Here is a 12471-nt window from a genome sequence, read left to right as displayed (position 1 = left end):
GGTCGGAAGTGTGTCATAGCGGCCCATGATTTCAAATAGTGCCGCCGCATGCCGTAATGTGAAATACGCGACCCGAGCCGGAGATCCTGCCAGCCGAACCACCCTCGCCGGAACCGGGCACTCGGGATAATCGGCCAATGTCCGAAGTCCGCCCGGAGCCGCTGCCAAGCTCTCTTCCTCAGGCCAAGCGCCTGTTCGGGCAGTGGTGGCGACGACAATCGCCAGCCCGCCAGGACCGTTACGCCACACTCGGACCCTTGCTGTCGGTGCTGCTGTTCTTGGCGGCCATCATTTCCGCGTTCTGGTATCTGCGCAACGAGGAGATCGATCGCGAGGTCGAGTCGGTCAAGCGCGACACCGAGCTGACGCAGCAGCAGATGGGCTTGCGTCTCATCCAGAACCAGGAAGCCTTGATCCGCATGGCGCGCGACATGGTGAGCCGACCGCATGCGGCGGAGGAGTTTGCGGCGATGGCGGAGGCGTTCGCCCGCGAGCGGCCCGAGATCACGCACCTGACCTGGGTCGACGCACGCCGCGTGCCGCGCAGCAGCCACCTCGCATTCAACTACCCCAGCGGCCCGGGAGGCCAGGCGCCCGCGCCGGCCTTGCCGAAGGACGGCGACCTCAGCGAGGCGGAGACCACTTTCCTCGCCGCGCGCGACACGCGGGTGCCGGTCTACTCGCGCGCCTTCGCCGACGTCTCGGGGTTCCAGGTCTTTCAGCTCCACGTGCCGCTGATGGACCGAAGCCCCTTCGGGGGCGTGCTGGTGGCCGAGTACTCGCTGGAGGCGCTGCTGCGCCACTTCGTGCCGGCCGACGTCGCGCAGCGCCACGTGATCGCCATCGTCAACGAGCAAGACCGTCAACTCGCCGCCACCGTCACGCCCATGCCCGGGCAGGAAGGTACCCGTGCGCCCATCGTCAGCGTGGCGCCGTTGACGCCGGCCTTCAACGGCCTGGTGCTGCGCGGCCAGGGCTGGCGCACCAGCATCGGTCTCGTGCACAACACGCTGTTCTGGATGGTGGTGGCACTGTCGGTGCTGACGGTTTGGATGCTGCTGGGCACCTGGCGCCACATGCGCCGTCGCAGCCAGATCCAGGGTGCGCTGGTCCAGGAGACGAACTTCCGCCGCGCGATGGAGAACTCCATGCCCACCGGCATGCGCGCGATGGACATGCAGGGCCGCATCACCTACGTCAATGCCGCCTTCAGCCAGATGACCGGCTTCTCGCCGGCCGAGCTGGTGGGCCGGCTGCCGCCCTTCCCCTACTGGCTGCCGGATCGGCACGACGAGCACATGCGGCTCCTGCAGCTGGAGCTGCAGGGCCGCAGCCCCAGCGCCGGCATCGAACTGAAGGTCATGCGCAAGGACGGCAGCGTGTTCGACGCACGCATGTACGTGAGCCCCTTGATCGACCCCAAGGGTCAGCAGACCGGCTGGATGACCAGCATGACCAACATCACCGAGGCCAAGCGGATCCGCGACCAGCTCTCGGCCAGCCACGAACGCTTCACCACGGTGCTCGAAGGCCTGGATGCCAGCGTGAGCGTGCTGTCGGTGCAGCAGGGCGAGCTGCTGTTCACCAACCGCAGCTACCGCCTCTGGTTCGGTGCCGACGCGCGCGGCCACCAGACGATGGCCGGCAACGCCGGCGACGCCGGGTTCCAGCCTGACGGCGACGACCCGGTGGACAACCTGTCCGGCCTGCCGACGCAGGAACTCACGGGCGGCGCCAGCCCGCGCGAGGTGTATGTCGACGCTGTGGGCAAGTGGTTCGACGTACGCGCCCGCTACCTGCAATGGACAGACGGCCGCCTGGCGCAGATGCTGATCGCCACCGACGTGACGGCACGCCGCCGCGCCGAGGAGCAAGCCGCCGCTCAGGCCGAGAAGGCCCAGGTGACGAGCCGGCTGATGACCATGGGTGAGATGGCCAGCTCTGTAGCGCATGAACTGAACCAGCCGCTCACCGCGATCACCAACTACTGCAACGGCATGGTCTCGCGCGTGAAGGCCGAATCCATCAGCCCGGAAGACCTCATCGCAGCGCTGCAGAAGACGGCACGGCAGGCCGAGCGGGCCGGGCAGGTCATCCACCGCATCCGCGCCTTCGTGAAGAAGAGTGAACCGCAGCGACAGCCCGCGCAGGCGCGTGAGATCGTCGAAGACGCGGTCGAGCTCGCCGGCATCGAGCTCAAGCGCCGCAATGTCGCCATCCATACCTATGTGGCGCAGCGCCTGCCCGACCTCCTGGTGGACCCGATACTCATCGAGCAGGTGCTGATGAACCTGCTGAAGAACGCTGCCGAGGCCATCGACAATGCGCAGTTGCCCGGCAGCCGCCGGCACATCGAGTTGCGCGTGGTGCCCAAGCACAACGCTGAAGAAGGCGGCGTCATCGAGTTCAGCGTCACCGACATGGGCCCCGGCATTCAGGAGGTGGTGATCGACCGCCTGTACGAGGCCTTCTTCTCCACCAAAAAGGAAGGTCTGGGGATCGGCCTGAGCCTTTGCCGCAGCATCGTCGAGTCGCACCGCGGACGGATGCGGGCGCAGAACCTCTACAATGGTCCTCAGATCGTCGGCTGTAGGTTTTCGTTCACGCTGCCCGTGGAGCTTCACCCGAAAGGCGACGCCCACAGCGCCGGGCCCGACACCTTGCAGGGGGCCCAGACTCCCGCGACGACTGGCCTCTGAGCCGCCCGTCACCACTCCCAAGACCAGCCTTCCCCCATGAGCCTGATCCCCAAGAAAGGCACCGTGTACGTCGTGGACGATGACGAGGCGGTGCGCGACTCCCTGCAGTGGTTGCTGGAGGGCAAGGACTACCGCGTGAAGTGCTTCGACTCGGCCGAGTCCTTCCTGTCTCGCTTCGACCCGCGCGAGGTGGCCTGCCTGATCGCCGATATCCGCATGGAAGGCGCCAGCGGCCTGGAGTTGCAGGACCGCCTGATTGAGCGCCGAAGCCCGCTGCCCATCGTGTTCATCACCGGCCATGGCGATGTGCCCATGGCGGTCACAACCATGAAGAAGGGGGCGATGGACTTCATCGAAAAGCCCTTCAGGGAAGACGAGTTGCTCGGCCTGGTGGAGCGCATGCTGGAGCAGGCGCGCACCGCGTTCAGCCAGCACCAGGAGCAGGCCAGCCGCGACGCCCTGTTGTCGCGCCTGACCACGCGCGAGGCCCAGGTGCTCGAACGCATCGTCGCGGGACGACTGAACAAGCAGATCGCCGACGACCTCGGCATCAGCATCAAGACGGTGGAGGCGCACCGCGCCAACATCATGGAAAAGCTCAACGCCAACACCGTGGCCGATCTGTTGAAGATTGCGCTGGGCGCGCAGAGCAAAGCCTGACCACCCGGCCTGCCCCCGGGGCCGCGCTGAGCGGCCCTTTTTGTTTGGGACTGCACCATGCCCGCCACCCTGATCGACGGCAAGGCCCTGTCTGACCGGCTGCGGGCCGAGATCGCCGCGCGAGCCGCCGTGCTGACGGCCGCAGGCCGCCAACCCGGCCTCGCCGTCATTCTGGTGGGCGACGACGCCGCCAGCGCCATCTACGTGCGCAACAAGGTCCAGGCCTGCGCCGACGCCGGCTTCCGCTCGGTGCTCGAGCAGTACCCCGCCAGCCTGACGCAGGCTGCTCTGCTGGCCCGCGTCGCGGCGCTCAACGCCGACCCACGGATACACGGCATCCTGGTGCAGATGCCGCTGCCGCCGCCGCTCGACGCGCTGCAGGTCATTGAGGCCATCGAACCCACGAAGGATGTCGACGGCTTCTCGGTGCACGCTGCCGGTCGGCTGCTGACCGGGCTTCCCGGGCTGCGCCCGGCCACGCCCTGGGGCTGCATGAAGCTCATCGAGAGCACGGGGATGGCCTTGCGCGGCAGACATGCGGTGGTCGTCGGCCGCAGCAACACCGTCGGCAAGCCGATGGCCCTGCTGCTGCTGCAGGCCGGGGCCACCGTCACCGTCTGCCACAGCGGCACGGCCGACCTGGCCTTGCACACCCGCCTGGCCGACGTCGTGGTCGTCGCCACCGGGCGGCGCCACACGCTCACGGCCGGCATGGTCAAGCCGGGCGCCACCGTCATCGACGTCGGAATCAACCGCATTCCCGACGGCGAGCCCGGGGCCGGCAAGCTCTGTGGCGACGTCGATTTCGGTCCCGTCCGCGAGGCGCTCGGCCCCGGCGGCTTCATCACGCCGGTGCCGGGCGGCGTGGGTCCGATGACGATCACGATGCTGCTGGCCAACACCTTGCAGGCCGTCGAGGCGGCCGCCTGAATACCCCGAAGGGAGCGACGATGGAGTCCGTCAACAACCCGCTGCTGGCCCGGCACGGTGCGCCCGATTTCGCAGCCATGCGCCCCGAACACGTGACGCCGGCTCTCGACCGCCTGCTGGTCGACGCCGAGGCAGCCCTCGAGCGGGCCGTCGGCCCCGAGGTGCCGGACGACTGGGATGCCCTGGCAGCCGTGCTCGACGTCAACGTCGAGCGCCTCACTGTGGCCTGGGGCCACGTGTCGCACCTGCAGAGCGTGGTGGACACGCCCGAACTGCGGGCCGCGCACACCGAGAACCTGCCCAGGGTGATCGAGTTCTCCACCCGGCTGGGCGCCGACGCGCGGCTGTACGCCAAGTACAAGGCGGTCAAGGCCGGGCAGTACGCGCAGCTGAGCCCGGCGCGGCGCAAAGCGCTGGACGACGCGCTGCGCGCCTTCGTGCTGGGCGGCGCCGAGCTGCAGGGCGCGGCCCGCGAGCGCCATGCCGCCATCCAGGACCGCACCGGGGAGTTGTCGCAGCGCTTCGGCGAGCACGTGCTCGACGCCACCGACGCCTGGCACCTTGACGTGCCCGAGGCGCAGCTCGACGGCGTGCCGGCCGACGTGACGCAGGCCGCCCGCGAAGCCGCCGCCGCGGCCGGCGTCGAGGGCTGCCGCCTGACGCTGAAGCTGCCCTGCTACCTGCCGGTGATGATGCACGCGCGCCACCGGCCCATTCGCGAGACGCTCTACCGCGCCTACATGACGAGGGCCAGCGAGTTCGGCGACCCGGCGCACGACAACACCGCGCTGATCCACGAGCTGCTTCAGCTGCGGCACGAGGAGGCGGCCCTGCTGGGCTACCCGGCCTACGCCGAGGCGGCGCTCGTCACCCGGATGGCGCGCTCGCCGGCCGAGGTGCTGGGCTTCGTGCGTGACCTGGCCTCCCGCGCGCGCCCGTTCGCCGAGAAGGAGCTTGCAGAGCTGCGCACCTTCGCCAGCGCCGCGCTCGGGCTGCCGCAGCTCGAGCCGTGGGATCGCGCCTACGCCAGCGAGCAGCTGAAGCAGGCGCGCTACGCCTTCAGTTCCGAGGAGGTGCGGCAGTTCTTCACCGAACCCACGGTGCTGAGGGGCTTGTTCGGCCTGATCGAGACCCTGTTCGACGTGCGGATCCGCCAGGCCGACGCGCCGGTGTGGCACGACAGCGCCCGCTACCACACGCTGGAGCGCGGTGGCCAGGTGATCGCCGGCTTCTACCTCGACCTCCATGCCCGCGCCGGCAAGCAGCAGGGCGCCTGGATGAACGACTGCCGCGGCCGCTGGAGGCGTCCCGAGGGCGCCATGCAGCTGCCGGTGGCGCACCTGGTGTGCAACTTCGCGCCGCCGGTGGGCGGCAAGCCCGCGCTGCTGAGCCACGACGACGTCGTCACCCTGTTCCACGAGTTCGGCCACGGCCTGCACCACATGCTCACGCAGGTCGATGAACTCGCGGTGGCCGGCATCAGCGGCGTCGAGCACGACGCCGTCGAGCTGCCCAGCCAGTTCATGGAGAACTTCTGCTGGGAGTGGGACGTGCTGCAGAAGCTCACGGCCCATGTCGACACCGGCCAACCGCTGCCGCGCGTGCTTTACGAGCGCATGCTGGCGGCGCGCCACTTCCAGAGCGGGCTGCAGCTGCTGCGGCAGTGTGAATTCGGGCTCTTCGACATGCGGCTGCACAGCGAGCCCTCCGTGGCCGGCCAGGCGCAGCGCGTGGCCGCCGAGGTCAACGCCGAGGTGCAACCGGTGCGCGCACCCGAGTGGGTGCGTTACCCGCACACCTTCACGCACCTGTTCGACGGCGGCTATGCGGCCGGCTATTACGGCTACGCCTGGGCAGAACTGCTGTCGTCGGATGCCTACGCGGCCTTCGAGGAAGCCGGCGTGTTTGACCCCGGCACCGGGCGCCGCTTCCTCGAGCACATCCTCGAGGTCGGTGGCAGCAGACCCGCGATCGAGAGCTTCCGCGCTTTCCGCGGCCGCGACCCGCAGATCGACGCGATGCTGCGACACCAGGGGTTGGCGGACGCCTGAGCACGCCCTGGGCGTGCGCTTCGTCACGCGCCCGGGCCCGGACACACGCTGCTTCCGGCCTTGCGCACGGGACGCGCTAGATTGCGCATCCCTGTCGCATGGAGCGCCGATGAACCGACCCGCCCGCCGTCACGCAGCCCTGATGGCCGCCTTGCTGCTGGTCGTGGCCAAGGCGCAGGCTCAGTGCAAGGTCGTCGCACCCGACGGCAGCGTCACCGACACCGACCGGCCGCCCGCATCGGCCCAGGCCCGTGTCACGACGATCGGCCGGCAGGCGCGCAGCCCGCGCCGGCCGGCATGCGCTTCTAGGCGCGTGGCGCTGGATTGCTGCCGCGCACGCGCCTAACCCGGCTGCAGCCGCCGCGCCAGCCACGAGCCGGCTCCCACCGCGCCGCCCGCGGCCCAGAACAACGCGGCAGCCCCCACCAGCGCGCCGCTGGCTCCGAACAACAGAGGCAGCGCCGTGCTTGAGGCGTTGATCACCATGGACCGCAAGGCCAGCGCCTCGCCATGGCGCGCGCCCGGCGTCACGTCGTGAAGCAGCGACATCACCATCGGCTGCACGCTGCCCAGCGCCAGCCCCAGCAGCACGGCGCACACGCCCATCCACAGCGGTGACGGCGCCAGCGGGTACAGCGCAAAGACGAGGCCGCAGCCCACCATGGCGCTGCGCACCACGGTGGCCTCGTGCAGGCGGTGCGCAAGCAGCGGGATGGCCAGGCGCACCAGCGTCACCGACAAGGTGAAGGCGCCCAGGATGAGGCCGATCGTGCCGGCGCTGAAGCCCCGCTCGTGCCCGAGCACCGGCACCGCGAAGGTGTGCACGTCCCAGCACATGGCCAGCAGGCCGTTCACCCACAGCAGGCGGCGGAAGGCCGGCAGCCGCAGCAGGTCCCAGGCGGCGCGCTGCTCAGCCTCGGCCACGCCCCAGGGGGCCTGCCGAGGCACCAGCCGCGCCGACACCAGTGTGATGACCGGCAGCGCCAGCAGCAGCGCGTAGGCGGCAACGAACCCGCCCCAGTCGATCATCAGCCCTGCCGCCACCGGGCCGACGACGTTGCTGAACGACGGCGCCACGCCCAGCCAGCTGAAGATGCGCACCCGCTCGGTGGCCGAGCCCGCGGTGTGGCCGGCTGTGCGCTGAATGGTGAGCATGCCGGTGTTGGTGCCCATGCCCGTGCCGGCGGCGGCCAGGCACAGCAGCGCAAAGCGCCAGCCCTCGGGCGCCCAGGTGGAGCCCAGCGCACACAGCATGCCGGCCACCGTCACGGCCACGGCCAGCTTCATGGGCCGGTGATAGCCGTGGCGGTCGGCCAGCCGCCCGGCGCGCAAGGCGCTGAGCACGGCCGCACCCGCGAACAGCGCCAGCAGCAAGCCCACGGCCCAGGCGCTGTAGCCCTCTCGCAGCGCCTGCAGCGGTGCTGCCAGACGCAACCCGGCCATCGCGGCGTGAATGCCGAGCTGGCCCACCACCAAGGCCAGCAGCGTGCGCGCCGGCACGCCCGTGGCGGGCTCAGGCATCGGGGCGCGGCTCGGCGGCCGCGTCGTCTTCGAGGCCGGGCAGCAGCTCGGCCACGCGCGGCTCGGGCAGCGATTCCACGCCGCGCAGCCGCCGCTCCATCGCCCGCGTGCGCACGCTGGCGGCGTCGATGGTGCTGGCGGCCTCGTCGAGCTTCTTCTTCGTCTTGGCCAGCACCTCGCCGAACTTGCCGAACTCGGTCTTGACGGCGCCCAGCACCTGCCAGACCTCGGCCGAGCGCTTCTCCAGCGCCAGCGTGCGAAAGCCCATCTGCAGGCTGGTCAGGGTGGCCAGCAGCGTGGTGGGCCCGGTGAGCACCACCTTGTGCTCGCGCTGCAGGGCCTCGAACAGGCCCGGGCGGCGCAGCGCCTCGGCATACAGGCCCTCGGTGGGCACGAAGAGGATGCCGAAGTCGGTGGTGTGCGGCGGCGCCACGTACTTCTCGCGGATGCTGCGGGCCTCGGCGCGCAGCCGCGCCTCGATGGCGCGCGCGGCAGACTCGGCGGCGGGTGCATCGGCGCGTTCCTGCGCGTCGAGCAGCCGCTCGTAGTCTTCGCGCGGGAACTTGGCGTCGATGGGCAGCCACAGCGGGGCCTCGTCGCCGCCGGCCGGGCTGCGGCCCGGCAGCCGCACCGCGAACTCCACACGCTCGCTGCTGCCCGGCACCGTGGCCACGTTGGCGGCGTACTGCTCGGGCGTGAAGACCTGCTCCAGCAGCCCGGCCAGCTGGGTCTCGCCGAAGATGCCGCGCGTCTTGACGTTGCTGAGCACGCGGCTGAGCGAACCCACATCGCGCGCCAGGCCCTGCATCTCGCCCAGGCCCTTGTGCACCTGCTCCAGGCGGTCGGCCACCTGCTTGAAGCTCTCGCCCAGACGCTGCTCGAGCGTGGCGTGCAGCTTCTCGTCGACCGTGGCGCGCATCTGGTCGAGCTTCTTCTCGTTGCCGTCCTGCAGCGCCAGGAGTCGCTGCTCCACGGCGTGGCGCACCTCGGCAATGCGGCGCTCGTTGGCCTCGGAGAGCTTCTGCAGCTGTTCGGCCTGCGAATCGGCAAAGCGCCGCAGCGCGGCCTCCAGCGCCTGCTGCATCAGCCCCAGCTGCACGCGGAAGCCGTCGATCTGCTCGTTCTGCGTGCGCAGCGCGTCGCCGCTGGCCGCCAGCACCATCTGCTGGAAGCTGGCGAGATCGCCGCGGGTGCCCTGCCCCTGGCGGCCGAGCTCGTCGCGCAGCGCGCGCTCCAGCCGCGCGAGCTCCGGGCCGGCGTTGTCGGGCGGACGGCGCAGCAGCAGCGCCAGCAGCAGGGCGAGGTTCAGCGCCAGCAGGGCCAGCGCGGCCCACAGCAGAGGTTCGGGCATGGGGCCGATTGTCTCAGCCCGCCGCGCTCAGCGACGCGGCAGGACCTCGGGGTTGATCGGCGTCTTCACCGCGCCGCCCGTGAGCGCCGCGATCAGGTTGTCGGCCGCCAGCTCGGCCATCGCGCGGCGCGTGGCCACGGTGGCGCTGGCGATGTGGGGTGTGAGCACCACGTTCGGCACCTTCAGCAGCTCGGGGTGCACGGCGGGCTCGCCCTCGAACACGTCGAGCGCCGCGGCGGCGATGCGGTGCTCGCGCAGCGCCACGGCCAGCGCCGCGTCGTCGACGATGCCGCCGCGCGCCACGTTGGTGAGCGTGGCGGAGGGTTTCATCAGCGCCAGCTCGGCGGCGCCGATGGCGTGGTGCGCGGCCGGCGAGTACGGCAGCACCAGCACCAGGTGGTCGGCCTCGCGCAGCAGCGTGGCCTTGTCGACGTGGCGCGCGCCCAGCGGCGCCTCCTGCTCCGGGCTCAGCCGGCTGCGGTTGTGATAGATCACCTGCATGCCGAAGCCCAGGGCGCCGCGCCGCGCGATGGCCTGCCCGATGCGGCCCATGCCCAGGATGCCCAGGGTGGCGCCGTGCACGTCGGAGCCGGTGAACATGTCGTAGCGCCACTTCGTCCACTCGCCGCGGCGCAGGAAGTGCTCGCCCTCGGCCATGCGGCGCGCCGCGGCCATCATCAGCGCAAAGCCGAAGTCGGCCGTGGTCTCCGTGAGCACATCGGGCGTGTTGGTGCACAGCACGCCGGCCGCCGTGCAGGCCGGCACGTCGAAGTTGTTGTAGCCCACCGCCATGTTGGCCACCACGCGCAGGCCCGGGCAGGCGGCCAGCACCTCGGCATCGATGCGCTCGCTGCCGGTGGTGAAGGCGCCAGCCTTGCCCTGCAGCCGCCCGATGAGCTGCGCCCGCGTGTAGACCGTGTCGTCCTCGTTGGCCTCGACCTCGAAATGCTGCGCCAGGCGGGCCAGCGTTTCGGGGAACACGGCGCGGGCCACCAGCACGGCGGGCTTGTTCATCGGGAAGATCCTTGTGTCTCGTCAGCCCAGGAAGCGGGCAAATCCGGCCACCGGCTCGCGCTCGGTGACCAGCGTGTTCTCCACCGCTGCCGCGTCGGCCCAGCCCAGCGACATGCCGCACACCACGGTTTGCCCCTCAGCCAGGCCCAGGTGGCGCGCGATGAGGCGGTGGAACTGCGTGAACGCCGCCTGCGGGCAGGTGTCCAGGCCACGGGCGCGGGCGGCCACCATGACGCTCTGCAGGAACATGCCGTAGTCCAGCCATGAGCCCTGCTGCATCACGCGGTCGATCGTGAACATCAGGCCCACCGGGGCGCCGAAGAAATCGTAGTTGCGCGCGTGCTGCTCGTGCATGCGCGCCTTGTCGGTCTTGGCGATGCCGAGCAGGCCGTAGAGGTCCCAGCCCACCTTGCGCCGCCGGTCGATGTAGGGGCTGACCCACTCGGTGGGGTAGTAGGCGTAGGGCTCGGTGTGGCGGGCGCGCTCGGCCGGGTCGTCGTAGGCGGCGCGGATGTCGCGCGACAGCGCGGCCTTGGCCTCGCCCATGAGCACGTGCACCTGCCAGGGCTGGGTGTTGGTGCCGCTGGGCGCGCGCGCGGCCACGGCCAGGATCTGCTCGATCGTCTCGCGCGGCACCGGCGTGGGCAGAAAGGCGCGGATCGAATGGCGGCTGGTGATGGCGTGGTCGACGGCGGCGAGTGTGTCGGGCGTGGGCTTCATGCGGCGGGTTTCAGTCGGAAGACGCAGGACGGACGAGGGGTTCGAGCACCGCGCGCAGCCGCTCGGGCAGCGGCACGGGCCGGCGCGTGGCGCGGTCGACATAGACGTGGGTGAACTGCCCGATGGCGGCGGCCAGCGGCGCGGCGTCGCCGAACAGGCCCAGGCCGTAACGCACGCTGGAGCGGCCGAGCTGCTCGACGCGGATGCCGGCCGTCACCACCTGCGGGAAGGCCAGGCTCTCGAAGTAGTGGCACTGCGTGTGCACCACGAGGCCGATCACGCCGCCAGCCTGGATGTCCAGCGCGCCGGCCTCGATGAGCAGGCGGTTCACCGCGGTGTCGAACAGGCTGTAGTGGACGACGTTGTTCAGGTGGCCGTAGACGTCGTTGTCCATCCACCGGGTGGCGATCGGTGCGAAGTGCGCGAAGGCCTCGCGGCCCTGCGGCTGGGGGCGGACGCCCGTCATGCCGCGGCCCGGCGCGTGGCCTGCCAGGACTGCCAGGACTGCAGCGCCAGCTCCAGCGTGCGGCGCTGCACGGCCACGGTGGTGAGCAGCTCGCGCCCGTAGCCGCCGGCCATCGACAGCGCCACCGGGATGCCGCGCTCGCGCAACGCCCGCAGCACGCGCCGGTCGCGCTCGGCCAGGCCCTCGCTGCTGAGCTTCAGGCGCCCCAGGCGGTCGTCCTCGTGGGGGTCGGCGCCGGCCAGATAGAAGGCCAGGCCGGGCGGCGCGGCCGCGGTGCACTCGAAGGCCGTGGCCAGCGCGGCATCGAGCGCAGCCAGGTAGGGTTCGTCGGTGCAGCCATCGGGCAGATCGACATCCAGGTCGCCGGCCTCCTTGCGGAAGGGGAAGTTCTTCGCGCCGTGCAGCGACAGCGTGAACACGGTGTCGTCGTCGCGGAAGATGTGGGCCGTGCCGTTGCCCTGGTGCACGTCGAGATCAATCACGATCACGCGCAGCAGCGCGCGCTGCGCGCGGTGCCACTCGGCCTGCATCAGCCGCGCCGCCACCGCCACGTCGTTGAACACGCAGTAGCCCGAGCCCTTGTGCGCATAGGCGTGGTGCGTGCCGCCGGCCAGGTTGGCGGCCACGCCCTCGGGGCCGTCCGCGTCGCCGAAAAGGGCCGTGCGCGCGGCGGCGATGCTGGCCCCCACCGAACGCCGGGCGCGCTCGACCATGCGCTCGCTCCACGGAAAACCGATCTCGCGCTGCTGCGCGGCCGAGGTCGTGCCCTGCACGACGGCGTCGATCCAGGCCGGGTCGTGCGCCAGGGCCAGCTCGCCGTCGCTGGCCGGCGGCGCCTCGTCCACGCGGACGCCCGGCATCGTGGCCTGCGCGGCGTCGCGCAGCAGGCGGTACTTCGTCATCGGGAAGGGGTGCCCCGGCGGCAGGGGCAGCACGAAGGTGTCGGAATGGAAGGCGCGCACGGCGGCGGATTCTAGGAAGCCATCCCTAGAATGTTGCGGCGCAACAAAAACCGCTTGATCGATCCCGGGAGAACCCTATACTCTGCTTCATGTTGCA

Annotated in this window: 11 protein-coding genes; 5 read left to right on the top strand and 6 right to left on the bottom strand. The window is 70.7% G+C overall.

Annotated elements, in window-relative coordinates; genetic code table 11:
* Positions 1-137 precede the first annotated feature (137 nt).
* From KA711_10220 to KA711_10200, 5 genes are all read left to right on the top strand, one after another.
* Positions 138-2699, top strand: a complete 2562-nt coding sequence (locus tag KA711_10220) for a PAS domain S-box protein (protein MCM0609351.1) — start codon at positions 138-140, stop codon at positions 2697-2699.
* 36 nt (positions 2700-2735) lie between these two features.
* Positions 2736-3359 carry a response regulator transcription factor gene (locus KA711_10215; GenBank protein MCM0609350.1) on the top strand — a complete coding sequence of 208 codons (624 nt, stop codon included), beginning with the start codon at positions 2736-2738 and terminating at the stop codon, positions 3357-3359.
* Between the two features lie 57 nt (positions 3360-3416).
* Positions 3417-4289: a bifunctional methylenetetrahydrofolate dehydrogenase/methenyltetrahydrofolate cyclohydrolase gene (locus KA711_10210; protein MCM0609349.1), complete on the top strand. Its 873-nt coding sequence runs from the start codon at positions 3417-3419 to the stop codon at positions 4287-4289.
* Positions 4290-4309: 20 nt separating this feature from the next.
* The gene (locus tag KA711_10205) at positions 4310-6340 is read left to right on the top strand and encodes a M3 family metallopeptidase (protein MCM0609348.1); all 2031 of its coding nucleotides are present in this window, start codon (positions 4310-4312) and stop codon (positions 6338-6340) included.
* Positions 6341-6449: 109 nt separating this feature from the next.
* Entirely contained in the window at positions 6450-6686 is a 237-nt protein-coding gene (locus KA711_10200; GenBank protein ID MCM0609347.1) for a hypothetical protein, read from the top strand.
* On the opposite strand, the gene KA711_10195 is transcribed toward KA711_10200, so the two are convergent.
* From KA711_10195 to KA711_10170, 6 genes are read right to left on the bottom strand one after another with little or no spacing between them, the layout of a single operon-like run.
* On the bottom strand, positions 6683-7861 hold the full coding sequence (locus KA711_10195) for an MFS transporter (protein MCM0609346.1): 1179 nt from the start codon (positions 7859-7861) through the stop codon (positions 6683-6685). The two genes, KA711_10200 and KA711_10195, sit on opposite strands and share 4 nt — an antisense overlap.
* The gene (gene rmuC, locus KA711_10190) at positions 7854-9212 is read right to left on the bottom strand and encodes a DNA recombination protein RmuC (protein ID MCM0609345.1); all 1359 of its coding nucleotides are present in this window, start codon (positions 9210-9212) and stop codon (positions 7854-7856) included. Before rmuC ends, KA711_10195 begins: the two co-directional genes overlap by 8 nt.
* Before the next feature lie 27 nt (positions 9213-9239).
* The gene (locus KA711_10185; GenBank protein MCM0609344.1) at positions 9240-10226 is read right to left on the bottom strand and encodes a D-glycerate dehydrogenase; all 987 of its coding nucleotides are present in this window, start codon (positions 10224-10226) and stop codon (positions 9240-9242) included.
* Positions 10227-10247: 21 nt separating this feature from the next.
* Positions 10248-10946 (bottom strand): nitroreductase, encoded by a 699-nt coding sequence (locus tag KA711_10180; GenBank protein ID MCM0609343.1) that lies wholly within the window; start codon positions 10944-10946, stop codon positions 10248-10250.
* A 10-nt stretch (positions 10947-10956) separates the two neighbouring features.
* Positions 10957-11412 (bottom strand): acyl-CoA thioesterase, encoded by a 456-nt coding sequence (locus tag KA711_10175; protein ID MCM0609342.1) that lies wholly within the window; start codon positions 11410-11412, stop codon positions 10957-10959.
* Positions 11409-12374 carry a histone deacetylase gene (locus KA711_10170; protein MCM0609341.1) on the bottom strand — a complete coding sequence of 322 codons (966 nt, stop codon included), beginning with the start codon at positions 12372-12374 and terminating at the stop codon, positions 11409-11411. The genes KA711_10175 and KA711_10170 overlap by 4 nt, the downstream gene beginning before the upstream one ends.
* Positions 12375-12471 lie beyond the last annotated feature (97 nt).

The sequence above is a fragment of the Ideonella sp. WA131b genome (assembly GCA_023657425.1).
Taxonomy (GTDB): domain Bacteria; phylum Pseudomonadota; class Gammaproteobacteria; order Burkholderiales; family Burkholderiaceae_C; genus Rubrivivax.
Note: the sequence above shows the minus strand (reverse complement) of the source record. Positions and strands in the feature narration are given on the sequence as shown.

Coding starts and splice junctions, on each gene's coding strand:
- KA711_10220 (MCM0609351.1), top strand. CDS start 138: ATGTCCGAAGTCCGCCCGGAGCCGCTGCCAAGCTCTCTTCCTCAGGCC.
- KA711_10215 (MCM0609350.1), top strand. CDS start 2,736: ATGAGCCTGATCCCCAAGAAAGGCACCGTGTACGTCGTGGACGATGAC.
- KA711_10210 (MCM0609349.1), top strand. CDS start 3,417: ATGCCCGCCACCCTGATCGACGGCAAGGCCCTGTCTGACCGGCTGCGG.
- KA711_10205 (MCM0609348.1), top strand. CDS start 4,310: ATGGAGTCCGTCAACAACCCGCTGCTGGCCCGGCACGGTGCGCCCGAT.
- KA711_10200 (MCM0609347.1), top strand. CDS start 6,450: ATGAACCGACCCGCCCGCCGTCACGCAGCCCTGATGGCCGCCTTGCTG.
- KA711_10195 (MCM0609346.1), bottom strand. CDS start 7,861: ATGCCTGAGCCCGCCACGGGCGTGCCGGCGCGCACGCTGCTGGCCTTG.
- rmuC (MCM0609345.1), bottom strand. CDS start 9,212: ATGCCCGAACCTCTGCTGTGGGCCGCGCTGGCCCTGCTGGCGCTGAAC.
- KA711_10185 (MCM0609344.1), bottom strand. CDS start 10,226: ATGAACAAGCCCGCCGTGCTGGTGGCCCGCGCCGTGTTCCCCGAAACG.
- KA711_10180 (MCM0609343.1), bottom strand. CDS start 10,946: ATGAAGCCCACGCCCGACACACTCGCCGCCGTCGACCACGCCATCACC.
- KA711_10175 (MCM0609342.1), bottom strand. CDS start 11,412: ATGACGGGCGTCCGCCCCCAGCCGCAGGGCCGCGAGGCCTTCGCGCAC.